This window comes from Bradyrhizobium sp. USDA 3311 (assembly GCF_054062495.1).
Genome location: NZ_JBSSFI010000001.1, coordinates 1,451,719 through 1,477,442 on the forward strand (window position 1 = coordinate 1,451,719; position 25,724 = coordinate 1,477,442).

Sequence of the window (25,724 nt, forward strand, 5' to 3'; positions counted from 1 at the left end):
GACTGTGTCCGACCTCGCAACGCTCGAAACATCCATCCTCGATCAGGTCGCCGCCGCCGGCGACGAAGCCGCCCTCGAAGCGGTACGCGTCGCAGCCCTCGGCAAGAAGGGTTCGATTTCCGCGCTGCTTGCCACGCTCGGCAAGATGTCGCCGGACGACCGCAAGACGCAGGGCGCCGCGATCAACCAGGCCAAGGACAAGGTCACCGAGGCGCTCGCAGCAAGGCGCGACGTCTTGAAGTCGGCGGCGCTCGATGCGCGGCTCGCGTCCGAAACCATCGACGTGACGCTGCCGCTGCGCGAGGCGCCGACCGATGCCGGCCGCATCCATCCGCTGAGCCAGGTCTGGGACGAGCTGACGACGATCTTCGCCGACATGGGATTCTCAGTCGCCGAAGGTCCCGACATCGAGACCGACGACTACAACTTCACCAAGCTGAACTTCCCGGAAGGCCATCCCGCGCGCGAGATGCACGACACCTTCTTCTTCCATCCGAAGGAGGACGGCTCGCGCATGCTGCTGCGGACCCACACCTCGCCGGTGCAGGTGCGCACGATGCTGAGCCAGAAGCCGCCGATCCGCGTGATCTGCCCGGGCCGCACCTACCGCATCGATTCGGATGCGACCCACACGCCGCAATTCCACCAGGTCGAGGGGCTCGTCATCGACAAGCACTCGCATCTCGGCCACCTCAAATGGATCCTGCACGAGTTCTGCAAGGCGTTCTTCGAGGTCGACCACATCAACATGCGCTTCCGGCCGTCGTTCTTCCCGTTCACCGAGCCGTCGCTGGAAGTCGACATCCAGTGCCGCCGCGACAAGGGCGAGATCCGCTTCGGCGAGGGCGAGGACTGGCTGGAGATTCTCGGCTGCGGCATGGTGCACCCGAACGTGCTGCGCGCCTGCGGCATCGATCCCGACGAATACCAGGGCTTCGCCTGGGGCATGGGCATCGACCGCATCGCCATGCTGAAATACGGCATCGCCGATTTGCGCCAGCTGTTCGACAGCGACGTCCGCTGGCTGTCCCATTACGGCTTCAAGCCGCTCGAAGTGCCGACTCTCGCGGGAGGGCTGAGCTCGTGAAATTCACCCTCTCCTGGCTGAAGGATCATCTCGAGACCGACGAGCCGCTGGACAGGCTCGCCGAGAAGCTCACCATGATCGGGCTCGAGGTCGAGAACATCGAGGACAAGGCGAAGGCGCTGAAGCCTTTCACCATCGCGAGGGTGATCTCGGCCGAGCAGCATCCGAATGCGGATCGCCTGCGCGTCTGCATGGTGGACACCGGCGACGGTGGCGCGCCGGTGCAGGTCGTGTGCGGCGCGCCGAATGCGCGCGCGGGTCTCGTCAGCGTGTTCTCGGCCCCTGGCACCTACATTCCGGGCAAGGACATCACGCTGGGCGTCGGCACCATCCGCGGCGTCGAGAGCCGCGGCATGCTGTGCTCGGCGGCCGAGCTCCAGATCTCGAATGACCATGACGGCATCATGGAATTGCCGGCGGACGCGCCGATCGGCGCTGCTTACGCCGAATGGGCCGCGCTCGGCGATCCCGTGGTCGAGATCAATTTGACGCCGAACCGGCAGGACTGCACCGGCGTGCACGGCATCGCGCGCGACCTCGCCGCCGCCGACATGGGCAAGTTCAAGGACCCGACCATCAAGCCGGTCAAGGGCGAATTCCCTTGTCCCGTGAAGGTGACGGTCGAGGACGCCACGCTCTGTCCGGGCTTCGCGCTTCGCCTCGTGCGCGGCGTCAAGAACGGCCCGTCGCCGGAATGGCTGCAGAAGCGGCTGACGGCGATCGGGTTGCGTCCGATCAACGCGCTGGTCGACATCACCAACTTCATGACCTACGACCGCGCGCGCCCGCTGCACGTGTTCGACGCCAGGAAGGTGAAGGGCAATCTCGTGGTGCGCCGCGCCCGCGACGGCGAGACGCTGCTCGCGCTCGACGGCCGCACCTACAATCTCGATCCCGCGACCTGCGTGATCGCCGATGAGCACGGCGTCGAATCGCTCGCCGGCATCATGGGCGGCGAGGCCTCCGGCTGCGACGAGAACACCACCGATGTCTTGATCGAGTCCGCGCTGTGGAACGAGATCAACATCGCCCAGACCGGCCGCAAGCTCGGCATCAATTCCGATGCACGTTATCGCTTCGAGCGCGGCGTCGATCCGGCCTTCATGGTGCCGGGGCTGGAGCTCGCGACCAAGCTGGTGATGGAGATGTGCGGCGGCGCGCCGTCCGAGAACGTCGTGGTCGGCAAGGCCTTCGGCGATGACCGCGTGATCGATTTCCCGGTGACCGAGGTCAAGCGCCTGTCCGGCATCGAGGTGCCGCAGCCGGAGATGAAGCGCATCCTGACCCATCTCGGCTTCATGATGGCGGGCCCGGGTCCCGTGGTGAAGGTCGCGGTGCCCTCGTGGCGCACCGATGTGCACGGCAAGGCCGACATCGTCGAGGAGATCGTCCGCATCTACGGCGTCGACAAGGTGCCGATGACGCCGTTCGAGCGCGGCGATGATGCGCGCAAACCGGTGCTGACCCCGCTCCAGCTCCGCACCCGCCGCGCGCGGCGCGCGCTCGCGAGCCGTGGCATCATCGAGGCGGTGACGTGGTCGTTCATCACGAAGTCTGCGGCAAAACTGTTCGGCGGCGGCCAGCGCGAACTCGAAGTCGCCAACCCGATCGCATCTGATCTCTCCGACATGCGCCCGACTCTGCTGGCGGGCCTGATCGCGGCGGCGCAGGCCAATGCCGATCGCGGCTTCGGCGATGTCGCGCTGTTCGAGGTCGGCCAGGTGTTCAAGGGCGATCGCCCGCAGGATCAGTTCATGGCGGCGAGCGGCGTGCGCCGCGGCTTTGCCTCGTCCGAGGGTCTCGGACGGCACTGGTCGGGCTCGGTGCAGGCTGACCTGTTCGACGCCAAGGCCGATGCGCTGGCGGTGCTGGCCGCTGCCGGCGCGCCGATGCAGGCGCTCCAGATCGTGGCCGGTGGACCCGGCTGGCTGCATCCTGGGCGTTCCGGCACGATCCAGATCGGCCCGCAGAACGTGCTCGGCTATTTCGGCGAGATGCATCCGCGCGCGCTGGAAGCGCTCGGCGCCGACGGTCCGCTGATGGTGTTCGAGGTCATCCTCGACCGCGTCCCCGAGGCCAAGAAGAGGCCGACCCGCGCCAAGCCCTTGATCGAGCTGTCGGCCTTCCAGCCGGTGTCGCGCGACTTCGCCTTCATCGTCGACCGCACCGTGAAGGCCGGCGACATCGTGCGCGCCGCGCAAGGCGTCGACAAGAAGCTGATCACCGGCGTCAACGTGTTCGACGTCTACGAGGGCAAGGGCATCGATGACGGCAAGAAGTCGATCGCGATCGCGGTGACGATCCAGCCGCGCGAGAAGACCCTGACCGACCAGGAGATCGAGGCCGTCGCCGCGAAGGTCGTGGCGGAGGTGACGAAGAAGACCGGCGGCACGCTGAGAGCATGATGCCGAAAAGTGTGAAGCGGTTTTCGGACAACATCATGCTCCAGAAATAAAGCATGAGTCTCACGGACTTCCTCCCCAAGGACGTCAGCTTCACCATTGCGATGGCGCTCTGCGCCGTCGCTTTCGTCTCGGGTACCGCGCGCGGCTTCTCCGGCTTCGGCTCGGCGCTGATCTTCATGCCGCTGGCGAGCAGCTTCGCGGCGCCGCGGCTCGTTGCCGCCCTGCTGCTCGTGATCGATTTCGTCGCAGCGGTGCCGCTGCTGCCCGATGCGTGGCGCAAGGCCGACCGCAAGGCCACCGCCGTGATCGTGCTCGGCGCGCTGATCGGCGTGCCCATAGGCACCTATTTCCTCAGCGTGCTCGAGCCCGTCACCACGCGCTGGATCATCTCCAGCTTCGTCGCCGCGCTATTGCTGCTGCTGCTGTCGGGCTGGCGTTATCGCGGCGAGGACCACGCCTGGCTCTCGGTCGGCATCGGCGGCCTCTCAGGCTTCTGCAGCGGGCTGGCGCAGACCGGCGGGCCGCCGATCGTCGGCTACTGGCTCGGCCGCCCGATCCCCTCGATCGTCGCGCGCGCCAACATCCTGTTGTTCTTCGGCGCGTCGGACTTCTTCTCGATGGTCAGTTACGCGACGACAGGCCTGATCAGCCGCGAATCGCTGATGCTCTCGCTCATCGTCGGTCCGGTCTACGCCATCGGCGTCGCATTCGGCGCCTCACTGTTCGGCCGCGCCAGCGAAAAAGTATTTCGCGGCATCTGCTATGTGCTGATCGCGATGGCGGTTGTTTTTGGGCTGCCGGCGCTGGATGGGATTTTGCGCTAACTCCCCAATGTCGTCCTGGCGAAAGGCAGGACCCATTACCCCGATCAACGCTTGTAGTGCGAGCGGGTCACTCCGAGTCTTCGCCAAACTACTTCTTGGGGTAATGGGTCCTGGATCTGCGCTCCGCTTGTCCAGGACGACAGCTGGATCAATTCCCCTACTGGCGCGGCGCCCGCCGCTTCTTCGTCGATTGCGTCGGGACATCGGCCGGCTCGTCCTTGAGCGCGCCGATCTTGCGCAGCGCTGCGTCTGCGGCGCGTTCGCCGCTTTCCCAGGCGCCGTCGACGGTGCCCCACAGCGTCTCGTGGGTGGCTTCGCCGGCGAGGAACAGATTGCCGATCGGCTCGGTCAGGATCTTTCGCGAGAGCTGACCGCCGGGCGAGGACGCCGACATCGCGCCCATCACGAAGGGCGAGGCATTCCAGCGCGTCGCGCTGGTCTTCTGCACAATGGCCGCGGCCTCGCTGCCGAACAGCTTTGCGATCCATTCCTTCGCGAAGGCCGCCATCGCCTTCTCGCCCTGCTCCGACAGATCGCGGCCGAACGAGCCGCCGACGTCGATCGAGCACAGCGAGGAGCCGCCGATATTGGCGAACAGCAGCGCGGTGCGCGTCGAATTGCTCTGCTCGATGAGGATGTCGTCGCGGGCGAGACCAAGCGGATTGCCCGGCAGTTGCAGCACGATGTGGTCGTAGCTGCCGAGGCTGAGCTTTGACGCCGCGTCCAGCGTGCGCTTGGGAATATCGGGTGCGAACTTGATCGCGCCCGCGGTCAGCACGTTGGTCGAGACCGTGACGATGGCGGCACGCGCGGCGATCTTGCCTCCCTGCGTCTCCACACTGACGTCGCGATTGCTCCAGCTGATGCGGCTTGCCGGCGTCGACAGCGCGACCGGCGCCTGCTCGCCGAGCTTCGTGATGAGCGTACCCAGGCCCTGACGGCAGGCGATCGCGGCATTGCGGTCCTGCGCGCGCGCCTTGTCGATCGCAGAAAGCTCCTTCAGGTCCTTGCCGGCAAAGCTCGCGCCCAGCATGAACTCGGCCGCACCCGCCCAGTCGCCGAGATCCTTCGGCAGCACGGAGGCGCAGGAGGTATCGAGCTTGCCACGCGCGGCCTCGTCGATGGCGCGGTTGGCGCGCACCAGCGCCGCCAGGAATTCCTCGGTCTCGCCGGCGCGCGCGTTGCGGCGGCCGATGCGCATCTTCTGGCCCGATGGCGCCGGCAGCACGTCGAGGCCCGCGCTGCGCGCCAGCCGGATCATCGGATTGGTCTCGGGATTATGCATCCAGCGCGCACCGCGATCGAACGGTACGTCGAAGGTCGTGGTATCGGTGATGCAGCGGCCGCCGATCTGCGATGCCGCCTCGACCACCACGACCTTGCGATTGGCCGCCATGATGCGCCGCGCTGCGGCAATTCCGGCGGCCCCCGCGCCGATCACGACGATGTCAGCCTCGCGCGGCAGGGGTGCGGCGGTTGCGCGCAGGACCGGAATCGCGGCAAAGGCCGCCGACGCCGAAAGGAAACCGCGGCGCGTGATTGTCATGTCATGGTTTCCGGAGACTTGCGGCAAACGGGAACAGCCAGCGAACCTTGCCGTATCTCATGTTGCACGGCAACCATCATGGTGAATCAATCGTGCTTGATCTCACAGAGTGATGAACCGAATTGCAACACGTTTCGACCATGATAGAGAAGGGAAAAAAGGCGGCCGGAAAAGGCTGCGGGGGAGCTCGACATGGGGACGGTCCTAGATTCAGTCGGCAAGCTGATTGCCGCGTACCTCTCGAAGGAGGTGCCGGGCTATGAGCCGTTCACGCCAAGCGACCCCGAGCACCTGCGCGGCGTCATCGAGCCCGGCGACGTGCTGCTGGTCGAGGGCAACAACCGCATCTCCGGCATCATCAAATACCTGACGCAGTCGACCTGGTCGCATGCCGCGCTCTATGTCGGCCCGATCGAGGGTGCGGAAGAGCCCAACGGCGAGCCGCATGTGCTGATCGAGGCCAATATCGGCGAAGGCGTCACCTCGGCGCCGCTGTCGAAATACTTCCCCTATCACACCCGGGTCTGCCGCCCGGTCGGGCTGTCCCATGAGGACCGCACCACGGTCTGCCGCTATGCGATCAACCGCATCGGCTTCGGCTACGACACCAAGAACATCGTCGACCTGATGCGCTTCCTGTTTCCGCTGCCGATACCGCAGCGCTGGCGGCGCCGCATGATCGCGATCGGCTCGGGCGATCCGACCAAGATCATCTGCTCGGCGCTGATCGCGCAGGCGTTCGACGCCGTGCGCTATCCGATCCTGCCCAAGATCACCAAGGCCGGCAGCCGCGCCGCCCGCCGCGAGATCCTGCACATCCGCGATTCCTCGCTCTACATGCCCCGCGACTTCGACATCTCGCCCTATTTCGAAGTCGTCAAACCCACCATCGTGCACGGGTTCGACTACACCACCCTGCACTGGGCCGACAAGCAGAAGCCGCTCGAGGAGGTAGCGGGCACATTCAGTGTGTTTCCAGAAACGATCAGTGCGCCGCCGCTCGTTCCTGAAGCGGCTGACGAAGAGGCGCCGGATGAGATTCCGGCTGAGCAAGTAAGCGCGCAGCCCGCGGAGATGGTCGAATGTGCCGCCGCCGCGGCGCATGTCTCGCTGCTGAAGAAGCTGGCGATGTACCGCCCGCGGCGCCGCAGACGGGCGCGCGAGATCGCGGCTTAACTCCGCCGTCGTCCCGGCGAAGCCCGGGACCCATTACCCCAGGGAGAAGTTTGGCGACGACTCGTCGTTCGGTACCGCTGCCGACCGCGATCGATAGATTCCGCGGTGTGGGTCCTGGCTTTCGCCAGGACGACGTTGGGGAGATACCGTGCCCCTCACAATGACGGGCGAATACGAAACTACCTTTCCGCCCGTCCGATCACCGCCATCAGCTCCGCGATCTTGGCGCGCTGGTCGGCCTTGTCGCCGCTCGTGATGGCGTGCTCGACGCAATGGGCGACGTGGTCCTTCAGGACCTCCTCCTCGACCCGGCGCAGCGCGGCGCGCACCGCCGAGATCTGCGTCACGATGTCGATGCAGTAGCGGTCTTCCTCTACCATTTTCGACAGGCCGCGAACCTGGCCCTCGATCCGGCCGAGACGTTTTCCGACAGATGTCTTGATGTCCTTGCGCATGCCGTCTATATACCCCTACCGGGTATGGGTTGCAAGACCTACATCAAGACCTGACACTAAGACCTGGCACGAAGCCGGAGCATGGAAATGAACGACGCCGAGCACAAGCATCATCACGACGCGGACGGTCACACCGGATGCGGCTGTTCGAGCAAGGCGGCGACGCCGCCGAACGACAAGCCTGCGGCAGCCTCATGCTGCGGCGGACACGGCGATCATGCCGGCCACGCCCATCATCACGACCATGGCGGCGCAGCGACAAAGGTGCTCGATCCCGTCTGCGGCATGACGGTCGACCCCGCGACATCGAAGCACCGGTTCGACCATCACGGCGAGACCTTCCATTTCTGCTCGGCCGGCTGCCGCACCAAGTTCGCCGCCGATCCCGCAAAGTATCTCGCCAAGGAAAAGGCGAGCGAGCCGGAGGTGCCGGCGGGCACGATCTACACCTGCCCGATGCACCCACAGATCCGCCAAGTCGGACCCGGCAGCTGCCCGATCTGCGGCATGGCGCTGGAGCCCGAAGTGGCAAGCCTGGAGACCGGCCCCAATCCCGAGCTTGCCGACATGACGCGGCGGTTCTGGATCGGCGGCGTGCTGGCGCTGCCGGCCGTGGTGCTGGAGATGGGCGGCCATCTCGCGGGCCCGCACAACTGGATCGACCAGACACTCTCGAACTGGATCCAGCTCGTCTTCGCCACGCCCGTGGTGCTGTGGGCGGGCTGGCCGTTCTTCGTCCGCGGCTGGCAATCATTGGTGACGCGCAACCTCAACATGTTCACGCTGATCGCGATGGGCACGGGCGTCGCTTACATCTACAGCGTCCTCGGCACTGTCGTGCCGCAGATCTTCCCGGACACCTTCCGCAGCCATGGCGGCGCGGTGGCCATCTATTTCGAGGCGGCTGCCGTCATCACCGTGCTGGTGCTGCTCGGCCAGGTGCTGGAGCTGCGCGCCCGCGATGCGACGTCGGGCGCGATCAAGGCGCTGTTGCAGCTCGCCCCGAAGACCGCGCGCCGCGTCGAGGCTGACGGCAGCGAGCACGAGGTCGAGATCGATACGCTCCATGCCGGCGAGCATTTGCGCGTTCGCCCTGGCGAGAAGGTGCCGGTCGACGGCGTCATCCTGGAGGGGCGTTCCTCGCTCGACGAGTCGCTCGTGACGGGCGAATCCATGCCGGTCACCAAGGAAACCGGTGCAAAAGTCATCGCCGGCACGCTCAACCAGTCCGGCAGCTTCATCATGCGCGCCGACAAGGTCGGGCGGGAGACGCTGCTGTCGCAGATCGTGCAGATGGTCGCCGATGCGCAGCGCTCGCGCGCGCCGATCCAGCGGCTGGCCGATCAGGTCGCCGGCTGGTTCGTGCCCGCCGTCATCGTCGTCGCCCTCGCCGCCTTCGCGGCCTGGGCCTGGTTCGGGCCGGAGCCGCGGCTGGCCTTCGGGCTGGTCGCTGCCGTCAGCGTGCTGATCATCGCCTGCCCCTGTGCGCTGGGGCTAGCGACCCCGATGTCGATCATGGTCGGCGTCGGCCGCGGCGCGCAGGCGGGCGTCCTGATCAAGAACGCGGAATCGCTGGAGCGGATGGAGAAGATCGACACGCTTGTCGTCGACAAGACCGGCACGCTGACCGAGGGCAAGCCCAAGGTCGTCGCGATCGTGCCGGCTTCCGGCTTTGCCGACGACGACATTCTCCGCTGGGCGGCCAGCGTCGAGCGCGCCAGCGAACATCCGCTGGCCGACGCCATCGTGCGCGCGGCCAAGGAGAAGCAGCTCACACTCGGCCAGGTCGAGGCGTTCGATTCGCCAACAGGCAAGGGCGCGACCGGCAAGGTCGACGGCAAGACCATCGTGCTCGGCAACGCACGATACCTGTCGTCGATCGGGATCGACACCAAGGCCCTCGACACCGAGGCCGAACGGCTGCGCGACGATGGCGCGACGGTGATCAACATGGCCGTCGACGGCCGGCTCGCCGGCCTGTTCGCGATCGCCGATCCGGTCAAGGCCTCGACGCCGGAGGCGCTGAAGGCCCTCGCCGCCGAGGGCATCAAGGTGATCATGCTGACCGGTGACAACCGCACCACGGCGCAAGCGGTGGCGCGCCGGCTCGGCATCGCCGAGGTCGAAGCCGAGGTGCTGCCGGACCAGAAGAGCGCGGTGGTGACAAAGCTGCAAAAGGCCGGCCGCAGCGTCGCGATGGCCGGCGACGGCGTCAACGACGCCCCGGCACTAGCGGCCGCCGAAGTCGGCATCGCCATGGGCACCGGCACCGATGTGGCAATGGAGAGCGCCGGCGTGACCCTGCTCAAAGGCGATCTCACCGGCATCGTGCGAGCGCGAAAACTGTCTCAGGCGACGATGAGCAACATCCGCCAGAACCTGTTCTTCGCCTTCATCTACAACGCCGCCGGCATTCCGATCGCGGCCGGCATCCTCTATCCGAACTTCGGCGTCCTGCTGTCGCCGATCATCGCCGCGGCGGCGATGGCGCTGTCCTCGGTGAGCGTCGTCGGCAATGCGCTGCGGCTTCGAGCGACCCGGCTGTGAGGGGCGTACTCCCTCTCCCCATTCGGGGAGAGGGTTGGGGTGAGGGGCTGCCACCACGCAGCCGGTAAGAGACGGACTCGCGGAGAGTCCCCCTCACCCGGAATTCAAGCTAGGCTTGAATTCCGACCTCTCCCCGCAAGCGGGGCGAGGTAGGAGGAGCGATACGCGCGGAGAGGACCTGATGCAGCGAATTACGATCACGATCGAGGACGATCTGCTGGCGGAGATCGATGCCGCGGCGGCGGCGCGCGGCTACCAGAACCGCTCCGAGATCATCCGCGACCTCGCGCGGGCCGGCTTGCAACAGACCTCAGAGGACACGGCGCAGACCGGCCCCTGCGTCGCCGGTCTCGTCTATGTCTACGACCACGCCGCCCGCGATCTCTCGAAGCGCCTGGTGCAGGAATTCCACGGCCACCACGACCTCGCGCTGGCGACGCTGCACGTCCATCTCGACGACAACAATTGCATGGAGATGACGGCACTGCGCGGCGCGGCCGACGAGGTCAGGCATTTCGCCGACCACATCATCGCCGAACGCGGCGTGCGCTATGGGCGCGTGGTGATGATTCCGACGGGCGAAGGCAAGCCGGCGAAGGCGCGGAAGCACGCGCATCGGCATGAGTAAGTCCGTCGCATAGACGGTGCGTCTCCCTCTCCCCTTGTGGGAGAGGGTGGCTCGCCGCGAAGCGGCGAGACGGGTGAGGGGTATGTCTCAGCGACTACTCCTCTTCGAGCTCGCGGAGACAAACCCCTCATCCGGCGCTTCGCGCCACCTTCTCCCACAAGGGGAGAAGGAAAAAAAGCTCACGCCGCTTTCGCCGCCGTCCCGCACGGCAGGCCCGCCCGCGCGACGCCGCCATACAGCGTTTCGTTCGGCATCTCGTCGCGCAAGATCCTGCGCACTCCGATCAGCTTCTCCAGGTCGATCCCCGTCGCAAATCCCTTGCTCTCGCACAGGAACACGAGATCCTCGAACACGACATTGCCGGTCGCACCGGGCGCGAAGGGGCAGCCGCCGAGGCCGCCGAGCGATCCGTCCAGGATGCGCACGCCCTCGTCCAGTGCAGCCGCGGCGTTGGCGATGCCCATGCCGCGGGTGTCGTGGAGGTGGATGCAGATCGGCTTTTGTCCTGCGAGCTTGACCGCGGCGCGCGACAGCTCGGCGACCTGCTTCGGGCCCGCGTAGCCGACGGTGTCGGCGATCGCGACGAAATCGACGCCGGCCTCAAGGCATTTGTCGACCAGCCGCAAGACCTCGGCCGGATCAACCGCGCCGGTGATCGAGCAGCCCAGCGCCATCGAGATCGCGGCATTCACGAGCGGCTTGTGGGAGCTGGCGTCGCGCATCTCGCAGAGCCGCCTGACATTGGCGATCGCGGAGTCGCGCGAGCGATGGGCGTTGGCCTGGCTGTGCTCTTCCGTGGCCGAGACCACCGACGCGATTTCGCCGACGCCGGATTCGAGGGCTTCATTGACGCCGCGCTCGTTGAGCGCAAGCGCGATGCCATGAGCGCCGGGCAGGCCCGCGACCGCCCCGATGACATCGCGAACGTCGACGAATTGCGGGAAGGTCTTGGCCGGCAGGAACGAGCCGACCTCGAAATGCCGCACGCCGGCGGCATATTCCTCGCGCACCCAGCGCTGCTTGGCCTCGGTCGACGGAAATTTCTTCACGAGCTGGAGCCCGTCGCGCAGGCCGACCTCGCGCAGGCTGACGCGATCCGAGGGGTAAATCGTCTCGATCCGGCTCATGCACGCCTCCCAGCGGCTTTTGACGTGATGTCATCCTTGTCGATCTCGGCACGAACCGCCGACGTGTCGGCGCCGAGCGGCGCGACCTTCAGGCCCTCACCGAGATGGCTGCCGTTCCACTCGACCGGCAGAGCCGGCACATGGAACGGCTTGCCGTCGGCCGTGAAATTGCTGACGAGCCCGCCCGGGCGCAGCACATGGGGATCGGTGAGGAGATCCTCGGGCCGGTTGATCGGCGAAAAGCAGATGTTGAGCGCGTCGAGCTTCTGCGACAGCTCTGCCACCTTCCGCTGCCGGATGATCTCGGCGACGCGCGGAAGGATCCGCGGCCGCGCCAGGATACGGTCGGTCGTGGTGCGCAAGGCGGGATCGTCGAGAAACTCGGTCAGTCCGAATTCGCGACAAAAACTCCGCCAGTGCCCCTCGGTCACGACGCCGATGAAAATGCGCTCGCCGTCCGCGGCATCGAAGATGTCGTAGATTGGCCAGGCGTGCTCGCGCTCGGGCATCGAGCGCGGCTTGTTGCCGGTCATCTCGTATTCGACCATGTGCTGGGCGACCAGAAACAGGCAATTCTCGAACAGGCCGATGCGAATGTCGGCGCCGTCGCGCTTGCCTCCGCGCTTCTGATAGAGCGCGGCGAGAATCGCGATCACGCCGAACATGCCGCCCATGATGTCGTTGGCGGAGGAGCCGACGCGCTGCGGCTTCTTCTTGGTGCCGGTCATGGCCGCGAGCCCCGACATCATCTGCACGACCTCGTCGAGCGCGGGGCGATGCTCGTAGGGGCCGGACAGAAAGCCCTTGTGGCCGGCGATGATCAGATGCGGATGCCGGCGGCGCAATTCCTCGGCACCTAACCCCTGCTTCTCCAGCTGGCCATCGCGAAAGTTTTCCAGGAACACATCGGCCGTCGCGAGCAGACGGTGCATGCTGTCGCGATCCCCAGGCTTCTCGAAATCCAGCACGACGCTGCGCTTGCCGCGGTTGAACAGCGGAAAGAACGCCGTCCCCATGCCGCCAAGGCTCCGCGTCTTGTCGCCGGACGGCGGCTCGACCTTGATCACCTCGGCACCGAGTTGCGCGAGGATCATGCCGCAGGTCGGGCCCATGACCATGTGGGTCATCTCGACGATCCGCACGCCTTCGAGCGGCAATCCGGCCTCAGTCATGCGTCACTCCCTGTTCGTCCACCCGGGAGACTAGGCCTTCACAAGCCTTCTGAAAAATATAATCTGTCGAAGATTGCCTTCGCAGTTCTAGAACGCTTGATCGCCCATGGATTCACGCCAGCTCCGCTATTTCATCGCCGTCTACGAGCAGCGGAACCTGTCGCGCGCGGCCGACCAGGTGAACGTCGCGCAGTCCGCGCTCAGCCATCATATCTCGAACCTGGAGGCCGAGTTCGCAACGCCGCTGTTCGAGCGCAAGTCGCGCGGCATGGAACCGACGGCGGCCGGCGAAAGGCTCTATGAGCACGCACGCATCATCCTGCGCGCGATGGCGGAGGCCGAGACCGAGGTGCGCGAGGGCGCCCGCGTCATCGCCGGCGAGATCTCGATCGGCATGGCCAATTCCGGCGTCAAGGCGATCGGTGTCGAACTGATGCGCACGGTGCTGACCAAATATCCGAAGCTCAAATTGTCGCTCACCGAGAGCCTGTCTGGCGCGACGCTGATGCACCTGATGGTCTCCAATGTCGATCTGGCGCTGGTCTACAATCCGCCCTCGGAGAAGGAGCTGATCACGGAAGCTGTGCTCGAAGAGGAGATGTTCCTGGTCGGCATTCCAAAACTGGTCGGCAAGGGCAAGGCCCCGATCCGGTTCGAGGAGCTGAGCCGGATGCCGCTGATCCTGCTTCGCTACGGTCTTGGCCTGTCCTCGCGCGCGCTGCTGGACGATCCGGTCCTGCTCAAGCGGCTGGAAGGCGGCGCCATCCTGCACGCCAACTCGATCACCGGCATGACCGGCGCCCTGGTGGAAGGGCTCGGCTGCACCATCGCGACAAAGCTGTTCGCGCGGGAGGAGCTCGCGGCCGGCCGGCTGATCGCACGCAAGGTGATCGAGCCGAAGCTGACCCGCACGCTCTATCTCTGCCGCCTGCGCAACCGTCCGATGACCTACGCCATGGAAGAGATGCGCCGCCTGATGCTCGCATTGATCGCCGAGCAGGTGCGCAGCGGCGGCTGGCAGGCGGAGCTGGTGGGGTGAGCAACGGTGCGCTCCCTCTCCCGCTTGCGGGAGAGGGTTGGGGTGAGGGTATCTCCGCAGCGGGATTGTCCCGTTGCGGAGAGAACCCTCACCCGGCGCTGCGCGCCGACCTCTCCCGCAAGCGGGAGAGGTGACCGAGTTCGCCGAGCGGCTGTCCTGCCTCTCATTAGCCGAGTTCGAAAATCTCGAACGCTCCCATCGATATGTTCTTCTGGATTTCCGCCCTTGACCGGCCAACATGGCGCGATCCGGCAGAGGTCACGACACGCAACACAGATGAGCCGCCGGGAACCGCGTGCGATCCGCGCGCCTCGGGGAGGACATCATGAGCGTTGTCGGCATCGACACAGGCTTCGAGCTCGGCGCTGCGCCGTCCATGCCGGACGAGATCTCGCGGCGGCTCGAGGCGATGCCGGGGTCGCCCTATGTCTGGCGCCTCGTCATCCTGCTCTCGCTCGGCGGCTGCTTCGAGATCTACGATCTGTTCCTCACCGGCTATATCGCGCCGGGCCTGAGCCGCAGCGGACTTTTGAGCACGACGACGCAGGCGTTCTTCGGCTTCGCCGGCATCGGCGCCTTCGTCGCCGCGACCTTTGCCGGCCTGTTCGTCGGCACCTTCTTCCTCGGCTTCCTCGCCGACCGCTTCGGCCGGCGCGCCATCTTCACCTATGCGCTGCTCGGCTACACCGCGGCCTCCGTGATCATGGCCTGTCAGACCTCTCCGGAAGGTCTGCTGTTCTGGCGCTTCCTCGCCGGCATCGGCATCGGCGTCGAAGTCATCACCATCGACGCCTACATCACCGAGCTCGTTCCGAGCCGGATGCGCGGGCGCGCCTTTGCGGTGAACCAGTCGATCATGTTCGTCGCCGTCCCCGTCGTCGCATTCCTCGCCTGGTGGCTGGTGCCGCTCGCGCCTTACGGTGTCGAAGGCTGGCGCTGGGTGGTGCTGATCGGCGCCGCCGCCAGCATGATCATCTGGGTGCTCAGGCTGTTCCTGCCCGAAAGCCCGCTATGGCTGGCGCGGCACGGCCGCAACGAGGAGGCGCTTCGCATCCTGACGACGCTGGAGGCCGCCAGCGGCGGCGCCGGGTCGCGGCCCGCGACGTCGCCTGCGCGCCAGGCGGTGCGATCGACCACCAATGTCGGCTTCGCCGACCTGTTCCGCCCGCCCTATCTCTCGCTCGTGGTCCTGTTCATGGTGTTCAACCTCTGCCAGGCCTTCGGCTTCTACGGCTTTGCCAATTGGGTGCCGACGCTGCTGGTCGAGAAGGGCATCAACGTCACCAAGAGCCTGCAATATTCCTTCATCGTCGCCTTCGCCTATCCGATCGCGCCGCTGCTCGCCTCGAGCTTCGCCGACAAATTCGAGCGGCGCTGGATCATCGCCGGCGCCTGCGTCGCCATCATCGTCTTCGGCATGGCGTTCGCGCAACTGACCGAGCCGGCGCTGCTGATCGTCTGCGGCGTGCTGCTGACGGCCTGCAACACCACGATGTCCTACGCCTATCACGCCTATCAGACCGAGGTGTTTCCGACCCAGATCCGGGCGCGCGCTTCCGGCCTCGTCTATTCGATGAGCCGACTCTCCGCGACGTTCTCTGGCTTCATCGTCGCCTACATGCTGAAGGAGGGCGGCGTCACCGGCGTGTTCGGCCTGATCACCGCGGCCATGCTGATCGTGGTGATCGCGATGGCGCTGTTCGGTCCGAACGTGCGCGGCAAGCCGCTGGACGCGGTGTAGCCCGCGTCTCGCTCCGCGTTCGTCATTGCTTCGCTGCGCTCGCAATGACGGGGAGAGAGCGGACGAACAGCTTTCACCATTTCCGCGGAAACAGCCTCTCACCCCAGCCTCTCCCCGTCAGGACGGGGAGAGGGAGAGGATCAATCACGCCGCGAGCAAATTCTGCAACGCGGCGCCGTTGGGGACGCCGAGGCCGGAGCAGGCATCCCAGCCGGGGCCGGCCTTGTACATGCCGTGCAGATCGCCGGTGATGTCGTTGTTGCCGACCGTGATGTCACGGAACACGCCTTGCGCGTGCGAGGCGTAGATCAGCGGATTGATGAAGCCGACCGTCTTGCCGAATTTCTTGGTCGTGGCCTCGTTGATGCGGGCGATCAATCCGGCCATCAGCGGTGCCACCGCGCTGGTGCCGCCGATCGTGGTGCCGACGCCGTTGAGGAATATCTGGTAGCCGGTCGCCGGATCGGCGTCGCCGGCGACGTCGGGAACACCGCGCCCGACCGAATGCGACGGTGATTTCGGGACGTGGGCATGGGCCTGGTAGGCCGGCCGCGGAAACACCACGCTGACGCCGCCGCCGCCCGCGCCACCCTGCGTCCCGCCGTTCCAGACCACCTCCTGGATGTGACCGTTCGGCGCCTTCAGGTTGGTGCCGCCGCAGGCCAGCGCAAAGGGGCTCGAGGCCGGGAAGTCGGCGTGCGGCTTGCCGTCCCAATCCTCGCCCATATCGGCCGAACCATTGTCGCCGGAGGCAACGCAGACGGTGACGCCCATCGCGGCGGCATCGCGGATCGCCTCGTTCAGGCCGTCGACGAATTGCTGCGAGCCGTCCTCGTCTTCCGGTCCGCCCCAGCTGATCGAGATCACCGAGGGTTTTCGCGCGGCGTCGTGGACGGCGGCTTTCACCGCGTCGATGAAGCCGTTGGTGGTGTTGGGCGCGAAATAGACCACGATCCTGGCGCCCGGCGCGATGGCGCCGGCCACCTCGATGTCGAGCACGACTTCGCCGTCGGCCTCGGAATGACCCGGCTTGTTGGCGCCGCCGTCGACGCTCGCGGGCGCGATCTGCGGCATCGGGATGCCCGCCTTCTTGAAGAAGGTGCGCAGGTCGGAGGTCTTGTAGCCGGCGCCCGTGGGATGGCCCTTCTGATCGATGTCGTTGAGCTCGATGATGGCGATGCACTGGCCGGCGCCGGTCTCGCCGCCCGGGAAGTTGTAGAGCTCTGCGATCTGTTCGACCGAGAAGCTGCCGCCCTGTGTGGCACGCGCCGTCGCACCCGTCTTCGCCATCTTGCGCCGGAAGTGCGGCTGCGCCACCGGGCGGTTGTCGAGGCCATGCACACCGACCACGATACCTTCGAGCTCGGCCGGGATCTGCACGCTGCCCTTGCGCATCCGATAGGTCGCGCCCTCGTGCCTGACCTTGTTGAGCTTGACGCCGAAGGCCGCGCTCATCGCCTTCACCGTACCGGTCAGCTTAACGGTGCGGGACGCCAGATGCACGCTCTTGACGTTGAGCTCGTGATGGTGGGCGAAGTCATCGATCCTGGCGACGTCGGCAGGGTCGGCGCCCATATGCTCGCCGAATTCGGCACGCGAGAGATATTGCCGCTCGCGCGGCGGTTGTGCGCCAAGCGCCATCACGGATTCGTCCTCCGCCGGCGGCGCGCGCTTGGCACGGAGGCGAACACTGATCTCGATTTCCTGCTTGGGATCGGCCGCGCCGACGAGCTTGGCCCCCTTCGGCAATTTCCTCGCGCTGTTCACCAGCGCAACTCGCTTGGTCGAGCTTGCCATGACTTCCTCCGTTTGTGATTGGAAGGCAGATTGTCGCACCTCAACTATAGGTGTAATCTCAGTCGCCACCTGGTTCAGACATTGCGCAAATTTTTTTCAGAATAACTGTTGTTTGACAGGAGAAATTGTCTGCGACCCGAACCGGCCTCGATTCGGTCAATAGCTCAGACCCATTCGACGCCAATGAATTCGATCTAGGATTGCACCCGTCGGCCCGACTGGCCGACCGATGGAAGACATTTGTCAAAATCAAATTGACGGAGACGATGCGATGTTAGCCGACCGCAAATGGGTTGAGAGAAATCTTGGTTTCGATCCGATCACGACACCGCCCCCGCCCGAGACCTTCGTGGTGAAACGCGTGAAGGATGCCGCGGCGAAGAAGACCGCAAAGGTCACCGCGGAAGACTTTCGGCGCGAGATCATCGATTTCGATTCCGAATCGGCCGAGGGCCGCGCGTTCATGGCCTTCTCGACCTCGACCGGGCTGTCGCGCTTCACCGACATTCCCTGGCCAAAGGGACTCGCGCCGCAGACCGGGCCGAAGCCGAAAGGCAATGGCAAGGGACCGCTGCCGCGCGCCGACGTGCTGGTCGTGACCTGGACCGTCGACGAGGGCCACGCGCTCAGCCGCGTGCTGACGCCGGGCAAGGATTCACGCAACGATTACGTGCCCTATACGCATAACTACGCCGCCATCTCCAAGAAGATGCGCAACGGCTGCCCGGCCAAGGAACTGAAGCGTCTCGGTACCTACTGGACCACGACGATCGGCAAGAAGAAATGCGTGATCTTCAAATCCGACTCGCACATGTCGCAGGACGGTCCGCGATTGCCGAACATCGACGTCTGGCGCCAGATCATCACCGAGGTGCAGCCGACGCTGGTCATCACCACGGGCACCGCCGGCGGCATCGGCAAGGCATTCGAGGTCGGCGACGTCGTCGTCAGCCCGATCGTGCGCTTCGACTGCCTGTCGAAATTCAAGAAGCAGCCCTTCGCGCAGGAACACTTTTCGAGCAGGCCCGCCGTGTCGAAAAAATTCGCGCAGGCCAAGACGCTGTTCAAGGCCAATGCCGGGCAATTGCCGAAGGACAATACCAGGGCGCCGAAGATCTTCGTCGTGAAGCCGAGCGGGCTGTCCTCCTCCGTGGTCACCACCGACTTCTTCGGCTTCGACACCTCGGACAATCATTTCCATCTCCAGGGCCTCGGCGACGTCTCCGAGATGGGCGACGCCATCCTTGGCCTCGTGGCCCAGGAGATGGGCGAGAAGGCGCCGCGCTGGCTCGCGATCCGCAACGTCTCCGACCCGCAGATCAAGGCCGAGGGCACGCTGAAGCAGCAGGAGCAGGTCGCAGCCCAGATCTACAAGGGGTTCGGCCGCTGGAGCACGGTCTGCAGCGCCATCACCTGCTGGGCCAGCATCGCCGCGGAGCGGTAAGCCGCAGGGGCTGGCGGGTCAGCGTCCCTTGCCGAAGCGGCCCGGGGTGTCTACCTCTCGCGGGTGGTTTTCGTGAGAGGAACTCCCATGCTGGATGCCGCCGTGAAGGCGCTGTCGCAAATGATCTCGCCGCCGATGCGATCGATCCTGTGGCGATCGATCGGGCTTGCGCTCGTGCTGATCACCGTGCTGGCGATCGGCCTGCAGCGGCTGCTCAGCTGGTTTGCGACCTATGGCGAGGTGTGGCTCGAGGGCCTGCTCGGTCCCGGCTGGCACACCTCGCTCGAGGTCCTGGCCTGGATCGTCTCGATCGCGGCGGGACTTGGCGTCGTGTTCGGGGCCGTGTTTCTGATGCCGGCGATCACCTCGCTGGTGGCGAGCCTGTTCGTCGACGATGTCGCCGACCATGTCGAGCGCGAACACTATCCCGCCGAACGGCCGGGCGTGGCGCTGCCCTTCAGCCAGGCGATCTACGAGGGCGTCAAGACCGCCTTGCTGACCATCCTGGTCTATCTGATCGCGCTGCCCTTCGTGCTGCTGGCCGGCGCCGGTTTCCTGATCTTCTTCCTCGCCACCGCCTGGCTGCTGGGACGCGAATATTTCGAGCTCGCTGCGATGCGCTTCCGCTCGCCGGAGGAAGCCAAGGCGATGCGGCGCGACAATGCCGCGACCGTCTTCGCCGCCGGCCTGATCATCGCGGCCTTCGTCTCGATTCCGATCGTCAACCTGGCGACGCCGATCTTCGGCATGGCCTTCATGGTCCACATGCACAAGCGGCTCTCCGGCCCGCGGCCGGAGCTGATCGAGCCGGCGCGGCAGATGCGGTGACGCTGGACTTAAGTCACCTGCGCCCCGCATTTGCGCAGCAGCATCTTGGCGAAGCCGAACGGCGCCGGCGTGAACGGGCCCGGCGGGGCGCGGGTGATCAGCGCAACGACGCCGAGCGCGGCCATCGCCAGCCAGAAGCAGAGCCAGAAGCCGTCGATATAGGCGAGCACATTGGCCTCGCGCTGGACGAAGCTTGCGAGCGTCCCCACCGCGCGCGCCTGGGCCAGGCCGGCGCCATGGGCGGCGAAATGGTCGGCGAGCTGTTTCAGCGTCCGCACCACATCGACGTCGCCGACGCCGAGGTTCTGACCGAGATAGAAGGAATGGACCTGCTCGCGGACGCGCAGCCAGGTCCCCATCAGCGCCACGCCGATCTCGGCGCCGCCGAGCCGCATGATCTGGATATAGGCGGCGAACGACGTGGCCCGGCTCGGATCGGAGTTCGACAGCGCCATGATGATGATCGGCAGCAGCGTCGTCGATTGACCGACCGATTGCAGCAGCACGATGCCGATGAAATCTTCGCGCGCCCAGTCATGGGTGAGCTGGGTGCCCCAGAGGTTGGCGGCGGCAAAGCAGGCAAAGCCCAGCACCGTCACCACGCGCGCATCGAAATGACGCAGCAGCCAGATCGAAATCGGCACCAGCACGAACATCGGCAGCGCGCCGTAGGTCAAAAGCAGCAGACCGCTCTGCTCCGGCCGGAGCAGGCCGACATTGCCGAGGAAGTTCGGCACCAGCGATGAATTGGAAAGGGAAGTCAGCGTGTAGAGCAGGATCACCACCAGCGACAGGCCGATATTGCGCGAGAACAGCACGTTCACATGCGCCCAGGGTTGGCGCACCAGCGACTCGCTGACGAGGAAGCCTGCGAACAGCACCGCGCCGGCGGCGAGCAGCGCCATCACCGTGCCGGAGCCCAGCCAGTCCAGCCGGTTGCCCTGGTCGAGCCCGGCATAGATCATCGAGACCGAGGCGCCGAGCAGCAGCATGCCGCCCCAATCGGCCTCGCGCAGCAGCGCGCGGTTCACCGGCTCGCTCGGTGTGCCCAGATAGACCATCAGGCCCATCAGCGGCGCGATCACGACACCCTGCCAGTACAACCATTGCCAGCCGAGATGGTCGACGTAGAAGCCGACCAGCGAGCTCGACGTGTCCAACGCAAAGCCGACGCGGATCGAGTAGATCGAGATCGCCGGCAGCCACCAGCGGATCGGCAGGTTGCGGAACACGATCATCAGCGTCGCCGGTACGAAGGTGCCGAGCAAGAGGCCATGCACGACGCTGAGCGCAATCAGCGTCGGATAATCGTGCACGAAGGGAATGATCAGCGAGACCGCGGCGTAGACCAGGCTGGGGATCCCGAGCACGCGCCTGAGCCCGAACGCCGTCGCGAGCCACGCCACCGCGGGCGCGATGAAGATCTGCGAGCCGATGCCGGCGGTGGAGAGCCAGGCGCCCTCGTCGAAGCTGAGCGAAAACGCGCCGCGCAGGTCGGGCAGTCCGACCGTGGTCAGGCGGCTGTCGAAATTGGCGAGGAACGAGCCGAGCAGCACCGCCGCCACGGCGAACAGCGGCTGTGGCGCGACGCCGCCGCGCGAGAGCGGTCCGCGATCGAAATCGTCATTTCCCGCCATTCGCGCCCGCGGTGTTGATGCTGGTGACGACCGACATGCCGGGCACGAGCCGTGCCGTTAGCTGCTGGTTGTCGTCGAGTTGAATCCGCACGGGAATGCGCTGCACCACTTTCGTGAAATTGCCGGTGGCGTTATCAGGCGGCAGCAGCGCGACCTGCGCGCCGGTCGCCGGCGCGATACGCTCGACCCGGCCGCGCAGCTTCTCGCGCGGAAAACTGTCGACGGTGATCTCGACCGGCTGGCCCGGTGCGACGTGCGTGAGCTGGGTCTCCTTGTAGTTCGCGATCACATAGACCTTCGGCAGCGGCACCACGTTGATGAGGTTGGTGCCGATATTGACGTAGTCGCCGGGCTGCACCTGACGCTCGCCGACGACGCCGTCGAACGGCGCCGATATCTTCGTGTAGCCGAGCTTCAGCCTCGCACTCGCCAGCGACGCCTTGGTGGCTTCGAGATCGGCGGCACGCTGTTTCCTGGTGCCTTGCAGGACTTCGAGCTGATGCTGCTGGGCGGCGATCACGGCGCGGCTGGCGCGCACGTCGGCCTGCGCCTTGGCGTAGGCGGCGACCGCCTGCTCGAACCGCTGCCGCGTGCCGGACTCGGTCTGCGACAGTGATTGCTGACGCTCCTGCTCCTGCTGCGCCTCGACCTCAATGGCTTCGGCCGACAGCCGCGCGGCTTGCGCCTGCGCGATCGTCGCATATTGCAGCTCGACCTGGTTGGCCAGATTGTCGAGCGTGGCTTGCGCGGCGGCGACCGCGGCTTCGGACTGCGCGACCTGCGCCTCATAGTCCGCCGGATCGATCTGAATCAGGAGGTCGCCGGCCTTGACGCGCTGGAAGTCGGTCACCCCTACGGTCAGCACCTCGCCGGAGACACGGCTCGCCAGCCGCGTCAGCTCGGAGCGCACATAGGCGTCATTGGTGGTCTGGATCACCGCGTTGCCGACCCATTCGTCGAAGCGCAGCGTCGCCAGCGCGACGAAAGCGAGCGCGACGATGACCGCGAACAGCGGGATTACGAGGCGGCTCCACAGCGAGCTCGCCGGCCGCTGTGTAGGCTTGGGCGGCGGGGCGGGTGTGGCGGCAGGTGGTGGCGACGAGACTTGTTCCTGCTGACTCACGGTATGCCCCCAAAGCCACTTTGCCCGAATGCGAATCTCACCACTGTCATTCCGGGATGGTCCGAAGGACCAGACCCGGAATCTCGAGATTCCGGGTTCGATGCTGCGCATCGCCCCGGAATGACAGACGATAGCTAATGCCTCACACCGTCTTCTCCGGCCATCGGCAGAGATCGTTGATCAGGCATACCTCGCAGCGCGGCTTGCGCGCGAGGCAAGTATAGCGGCCGTGCAGGATCAGCCAATGATGGGCATGCAGCATGAATTCGGCCGGGATCACCTTTTCGAGACCGAGCTCGACTTCCAGCGGCGTCTTGCCGGGCGCGAGCCCGGTGCGGTTGCCGACGCGGAAGACATGCGTATCCACCGCCATGGTGTGTTCGCCAAAGGCCATGTTGAGCACGACGTTGGCGGTCTTGCGCCCGGCGCCCGGCAACGACTCGATCTCGGCGCGCGTGCGCGGCACCTCGCCGCCGAACTCGCTGAGCACCTTGGCCGACAGCGCAATGACGTTCCTCGCCTTGGTGCGATAGAGGCCGATGGTCTTGATGTATTCGCGCAAGGACTCCTCGCCGAGGTCGAGCATCTTCTGCGGCGTATCGGCGACCTCGAACAATGCGCGCGTCGCCTTGTTGACGCCGGCGTCGGTGGCCTGCGCCGACAGCACCACGGCGACCAGCAGCGTGAACGGATTGACGTGCTCAAGCTCGCCCTTCGGCTCCGGGTTGGCCTTGCGGAAACGGCTGAAGACCTCGCGGATCTCGGCGGGCGTCCAAGGTTTCATCGCTTTGAGCGATTTCTTCGCGGGGGCCCGCGGCTTCGCCACAGCCGCCTTTGCTTTTTTCTTAGGCACGGCGGCTTTGCGCGGGACCGGCTTGCGGGTGATTTTCGCCATGATCGGGATATACTGAGGGACGATGAGCACAGGCAACGAAATTGAGCGCAGGGACTCTGAAGATCAGAGCGAAGCTCAAATCTTCTCGGCGCTGCTGACGCCGCACCGCTCGCTGAACCGCACCGGCTTCCTCGCCGTGATGCTGTTCCTGAGCGCCGTCAGCTTCGTCACCGGCCTCGTCTTCCTGATGATGGGCGCGTGGCCGGTGCTCGGCTTCTTCGGCCTCGACATGCTGGTGATCTGGTGGGCCTTCAAGGTCAATTTCCGCGCCGCGCGGGCCAGCGAGGAGATCGTGGTCACGCCCTCGGAACTGCGGGTGCGGCGCGTCAGCCATCGCGGCCAGGTCGCCGAATGGACGTTCAATCCGCTCTGGGTCCGGCTCGACCTGGAGATCGACGAGGATTTTGGCCTCGAACACCTCTACCTGATCTCGCGCGGCCGCCGGCTCCAGCTCGCCGGGTTTTTGGGACCTGAAGAAAAAACAAGCTTTTACAATGGCTTGGTTGAGGCGCTGAACGCCGCCAAGCGCGGACCGACCTTCAACCCCATCCGCTGAGTTCACGTCGGAAATCGGGTGGTTTCGAACCCTCCCCTCTCCTACATTTCCGGTCATGATGACACTCGCCATACATGACCAGCGCCTGACCAAGCCGGGCCACCAGAATGCCGCGCTACGCGACTATGACTCGGTGCGCCGGGCGATCGCCTTCATCTCGGAGAACTGGCGCGCGCAGCCGACCATCGAGGCGATGGCGGATGCGGCCGGCGTCACGCCCGATGAGCTGCACCATCTGTTCCGCCGCTGGGCCTCGATCACGCCGAAGGCTTTCATGCAGGCGCTGACGCTCGACCACGCCAAGGGCCTGCTGCGGGATTCCGCGAGCGTGCTCGACGCCGCGCTCGACTCCGGCCTGTCGGGGCCGGGCCGGCTGCACGATCTCTTCGTCACCCACGAGGCGATGTCGCCGGGTGAATGGAAGAATGGCGGCGCGGGCCTCACCCTGCGCTACGGCTTCCATGCCTCGCCCTTCGGCACGGCCATCGTGATCGCGACCGATCGCGGATTGTCGGGGCTCGCCTTCGCCGATCCCGGTGAAGAGAAGGTCGCGCTCGCCGACATGACGCGGCGCTGGCGGAACGCAACTTACGTCGAGGATCACGAAGGCACCGCCCCGCTCGCCCAGCGCATCTTCGACACGAAGCTGTGGCGGCCGGACCAGCCATTGCGCGTGGTGATGATCGGCACCGATTTCGAGGTGCGGGTCTGGGAAACGCTCTTGAAGATCCCGATGGGCCGCGCGGTGTCCTATTCCGACATCGCCTGCAACATCAACAGCCCGAAGGCCTCGCGCGCCGTCGGCGCTGCGGTCGGCAAGAACCCCGTGTCGTTCGTCGTGCCCTGCCACCGCGCACTCGGCAAGAGCGGCACGCTCACCGGCTATCACTGGGGCATCACCCGCAAGCAGGCGATGCTCGGGTGGGAAGCGGGGCAGCTGGGGATGCAGTGATTGTCTGATGTCGTTCCGGGGCGATGCAAGGCATCGAACTATGGTGCGCAACTGCGCACCTGAGAACCTCGAGATTCCGGGTTCACCCTTCGGGCGCCCCGGAATGACGGCGTCTGTTACCCCGCCAGATCCAGCTTCGAGGCCACGGTCGAATCCGCATTCAGGCGGTAGATGATCGGCACACCCGTCGCGAGCTCGCGCTTCAGGATGCCTTCCGGCGACAGCTTCTCCAGCACCATGATCAGGGCGCGCAGCGAGTTGCCGTGGGCGGCGACCAGCGTGCGCTTGCCGTTGAGCACGCTGGGCAAAATCTCCTGCACGTAATAGGGCAGCGCACGCGCCAGCGTGTCCTTCAGGCTTTCGCCGCCGGGCGGCGGCACGTCGTAGGAGCGGCGCCAGATCAGGACCTGGTCCTCGCCCCATTTCTTGCGGGCGTCGTCCTTGTTGAGGCCGGAGAGGTCGCCATAGTCGCGCTCGTTCAGCGCGAGGTTCTTCTCCGTGGGCAGACCCTTCTGGCCGAGCTCGCCGAGGATGAGGTCGAGCGTGTGCTGCGCGCGCGTCAGCACCGACGTGTAGGCGACGTCGAACACGAGCCCCTGCGCCTTCAGCTTGCGGCCGGCTTCCCTGGCCTCGGCGACGCCCTGCTCGGTGAGATCAGGATCCTTCCACCCCGTGAACAGGTTCTTCAGATTCCATTCGCTCTGGCCGTGGCGGACGAGCACGAGAAGACGTTCGCTCATTGACT

21 protein-coding genes are annotated in these 25,724 nt (G+C 65.8%); 12 read left to right on the forward strand and 9 right to left on the reverse strand.

The genetic code is table 11. The features are described 5' to 3' along the window. Window positions 1–4: 4 nt before the first annotated feature. Genes pheS through ACVWW6_RS06885 form a run of 3 tightly spaced genes read left to right on the forward strand, consistent with a single transcriptional unit; the run spans window position 5 to window position 4,316 of the window. Window positions 5–1,087 (forward strand): phenylalanine--tRNA ligase subunit alpha, encoded by a 1,083-nt coding sequence (gene pheS / locus ACVWW6_RS06875; protein ID WP_011083532.1) that lies wholly within the window; start codon window positions 5–7, stop codon window positions 1,085–1,087. Beyond that, window positions 1,084–3,492, forward strand: a complete 2,409-nt coding sequence (gene pheT / locus ACVWW6_RS06880; protein ID WP_011083531.1) for a phenylalanine--tRNA ligase subunit beta — start codon at window positions 1,084–1,086, stop codon at window positions 3,490–3,492. The genes pheS and pheT overlap by 4 nt, the downstream gene beginning before the upstream one ends. Window positions 3,493–3,545: 53 nt before the next feature. Further along, window positions 3,546–4,316 (forward strand): sulfite exporter TauE/SafE family protein, encoded by a 771-nt coding sequence (locus ACVWW6_RS06885; RefSeq protein WP_456680417.1) that lies wholly within the window; start codon window positions 3,546–3,548, stop codon window positions 4,314–4,316. A gap of 157 nt (window positions 4,317–4,473) precedes the next feature. Here the strand turns inward: ACVWW6_RS06885 and ACVWW6_RS06890 are convergent, their stop codons facing one another. Further along, a complete protein-coding gene (locus tag ACVWW6_RS06890) occupies window positions 4,474–5,862 on the reverse strand; it encodes a flavin monoamine oxidase family protein (RefSeq protein ID WP_456680418.1) in 1,389 nt (462 codons plus the stop codon). 192 nt (window positions 5,863–6,054) lie between these two features. Between ACVWW6_RS06890 and ACVWW6_RS06895 the strand changes: the two genes are divergently transcribed. Further along, a complete protein-coding gene (locus tag ACVWW6_RS06895; RefSeq protein ID WP_161532830.1) occupies window positions 6,055–7,038 on the forward strand; it encodes a YiiX/YebB-like N1pC/P60 family cysteine hydrolase in 984 nt (327 codons plus the stop codon). 179 nt (window positions 7,039–7,217) lie between these two features. On the opposite strand, the gene ACVWW6_RS06900 is transcribed toward ACVWW6_RS06895, so the two are convergent. Beyond that, window positions 7,218–7,493 (reverse strand): metal-sensitive transcriptional regulator, encoded by a 276-nt coding sequence (locus ACVWW6_RS06900; RefSeq protein ID WP_011083527.1) that lies wholly within the window; start codon window positions 7,491–7,493, stop codon window positions 7,218–7,220. 87 nt (window positions 7,494–7,580) lie between these two features. On the opposite strand from ACVWW6_RS06900, the gene ACVWW6_RS06905 reads away from it, so the two are divergent. Both ACVWW6_RS06905 and nikR read left to right on the forward strand, forming a co-directional pair. Then, complete coding sequence (locus tag ACVWW6_RS06905; protein ID WP_304549914.1) at window positions 7,581–10,040, forward strand: heavy metal translocating P-type ATPase; 2,460 nt, start codon at window positions 7,581–7,583, stop codon at window positions 10,038–10,040. A 181-nt stretch (window positions 10,041–10,221) separates the two neighbouring features. After that, window positions 10,222–10,668, forward strand: a complete 447-nt coding sequence (gene nikR / locus ACVWW6_RS06910) for a nickel-responsive transcriptional regulator NikR (protein WP_028172466.1) — start codon at window positions 10,222–10,224, stop codon at window positions 10,666–10,668. Window positions 10,669–10,847: 179 nt separating this feature from the next. Here the strand turns inward: nikR and ACVWW6_RS06915 are convergent, their stop codons facing one another. Together ACVWW6_RS06915 and ACVWW6_RS06920 are read right to left on the reverse strand one after the other, a co-directional pair. Beyond that, complete coding sequence (locus tag ACVWW6_RS06915) at window positions 10,848–11,795, reverse strand: hydroxymethylglutaryl-CoA lyase (RefSeq protein WP_456680419.1); 948 nt, start codon at window positions 11,793–11,795, stop codon at window positions 10,848–10,850. Next, window positions 11,792–12,967, reverse strand: a complete 1,176-nt coding sequence (locus tag ACVWW6_RS06920) for a CoA transferase (protein ID WP_456680420.1) — start codon at window positions 12,965–12,967, stop codon at window positions 11,792–11,794. The genes ACVWW6_RS06915 and ACVWW6_RS06920 overlap by 4 nt, the downstream gene beginning before the upstream one ends. Before the next feature lie 106 nt (window positions 12,968–13,073). Here ACVWW6_RS06920 and ACVWW6_RS06925 point away from each other — a divergent pair, with 106 nt between their 5' ends. Then, entirely contained in the window at window positions 13,074–14,006 is a 933-nt protein-coding gene (locus tag ACVWW6_RS06925; protein WP_304549908.1) for a LysR family transcriptional regulator, read from the forward strand. A gap of 325 nt (window positions 14,007–14,331) precedes the next feature. Further along, window positions 14,332–15,747: an MFS transporter gene (locus ACVWW6_RS06930; RefSeq protein WP_028172463.1), complete on the forward strand. Its 1,416-nt coding sequence runs from the start codon at window positions 14,332–14,334 to the stop codon at window positions 15,745–15,747. Window positions 15,748–15,891: 144 nt separating this feature from the next. On the opposite strand, the gene ACVWW6_RS06935 is transcribed toward ACVWW6_RS06930, so the two are convergent. Beyond that, complete coding sequence (locus ACVWW6_RS06935) at window positions 15,892–17,544, reverse strand: S53 family peptidase (RefSeq protein ID WP_456680421.1); 1,653 nt, start codon at window positions 17,542–17,544, stop codon at window positions 15,892–15,894. A 271-nt stretch (window positions 17,545–17,815) separates the two neighbouring features. Here ACVWW6_RS06935 and ACVWW6_RS06940 point away from each other — a divergent pair, with 271 nt between their 5' ends. Beyond that, entirely contained in the window at window positions 17,816–18,988 is a 1,173-nt protein-coding gene (locus ACVWW6_RS06940; protein WP_038965136.1) for a phosphorylase family protein, read from the forward strand. An 87-nt stretch (window positions 18,989–19,075) separates the two neighbouring features. Then, entirely contained in the window at window positions 19,076–19,816 is a 741-nt protein-coding gene (locus ACVWW6_RS06945) for a sulfate transporter family protein (RefSeq protein ID WP_028172460.1), read from the forward strand. Window positions 19,817–19,824: 8 nt separating this feature from the next. Here the strand turns inward: ACVWW6_RS06945 and ACVWW6_RS06950 are convergent, their stop codons facing one another. The 3 genes from ACVWW6_RS06950 to nth all read right to left on the reverse strand — a co-directional run bounded on the left by ACVWW6_RS06950 (window position 19,825) and on the right by nth (window position 23,471). Further along, window positions 19,825–21,453 (reverse strand): MFS transporter, encoded by a 1,629-nt coding sequence (locus ACVWW6_RS06950; RefSeq protein WP_456680422.1) that lies wholly within the window; start codon window positions 21,451–21,453, stop codon window positions 19,825–19,827. Continuing rightward, the gene (locus ACVWW6_RS06955; protein WP_456680423.1) at window positions 21,440–22,576 is read right to left on the reverse strand and encodes an HlyD family secretion protein; all 1,137 of its coding nucleotides are present in this window, start codon (window positions 22,574–22,576) and stop codon (window positions 21,440–21,442) included. The genes ACVWW6_RS06950 and ACVWW6_RS06955 overlap by 14 nt, the downstream gene beginning before the upstream one ends. 142 nt (window positions 22,577–22,718) lie before the next feature. Further along, window positions 22,719–23,471 carry an endonuclease III gene (gene nth / locus ACVWW6_RS06960; protein ID WP_028172458.1) on the reverse strand — a complete coding sequence of 251 codons (753 nt, stop codon included), beginning with the start codon at window positions 23,469–23,471 and terminating at the stop codon, window positions 22,719–22,721. A 22-nt stretch (window positions 23,472–23,493) separates the two neighbouring features. Between nth and ACVWW6_RS06965 the strand changes: the two genes are divergently transcribed. Together ACVWW6_RS06965 and ACVWW6_RS06970 are read left to right on the forward strand one after the other, a co-directional pair. Beyond that, the gene (locus ACVWW6_RS06965; protein ID WP_161532820.1) at window positions 23,494–24,027 is read left to right on the forward strand and encodes a DUF2244 domain-containing protein; all 534 of its coding nucleotides are present in this window, start codon (window positions 23,494–23,496) and stop codon (window positions 24,025–24,027) included. A gap of 55 nt (window positions 24,028–24,082) precedes the next feature. Beyond that, complete coding sequence (locus ACVWW6_RS06970; RefSeq protein WP_028172457.1) at window positions 24,083–24,979, forward strand: methylated-DNA--[protein]-cysteine S-methyltransferase; 897 nt, start codon at window positions 24,083–24,085, stop codon at window positions 24,977–24,979. 116 nt (window positions 24,980–25,095) lie between these two features. On the opposite strand, the gene ACVWW6_RS06975 is transcribed toward ACVWW6_RS06970, so the two are convergent. After that, a complete protein-coding gene (locus ACVWW6_RS06975) occupies window positions 25,096–25,719 on the reverse strand; it encodes a 2,3-bisphosphoglycerate-dependent phosphoglycerate mutase (protein WP_011083512.1) in 624 nt (207 codons plus the stop codon). Window positions 25,720–25,724: the final 5 nt, after the last annotated feature.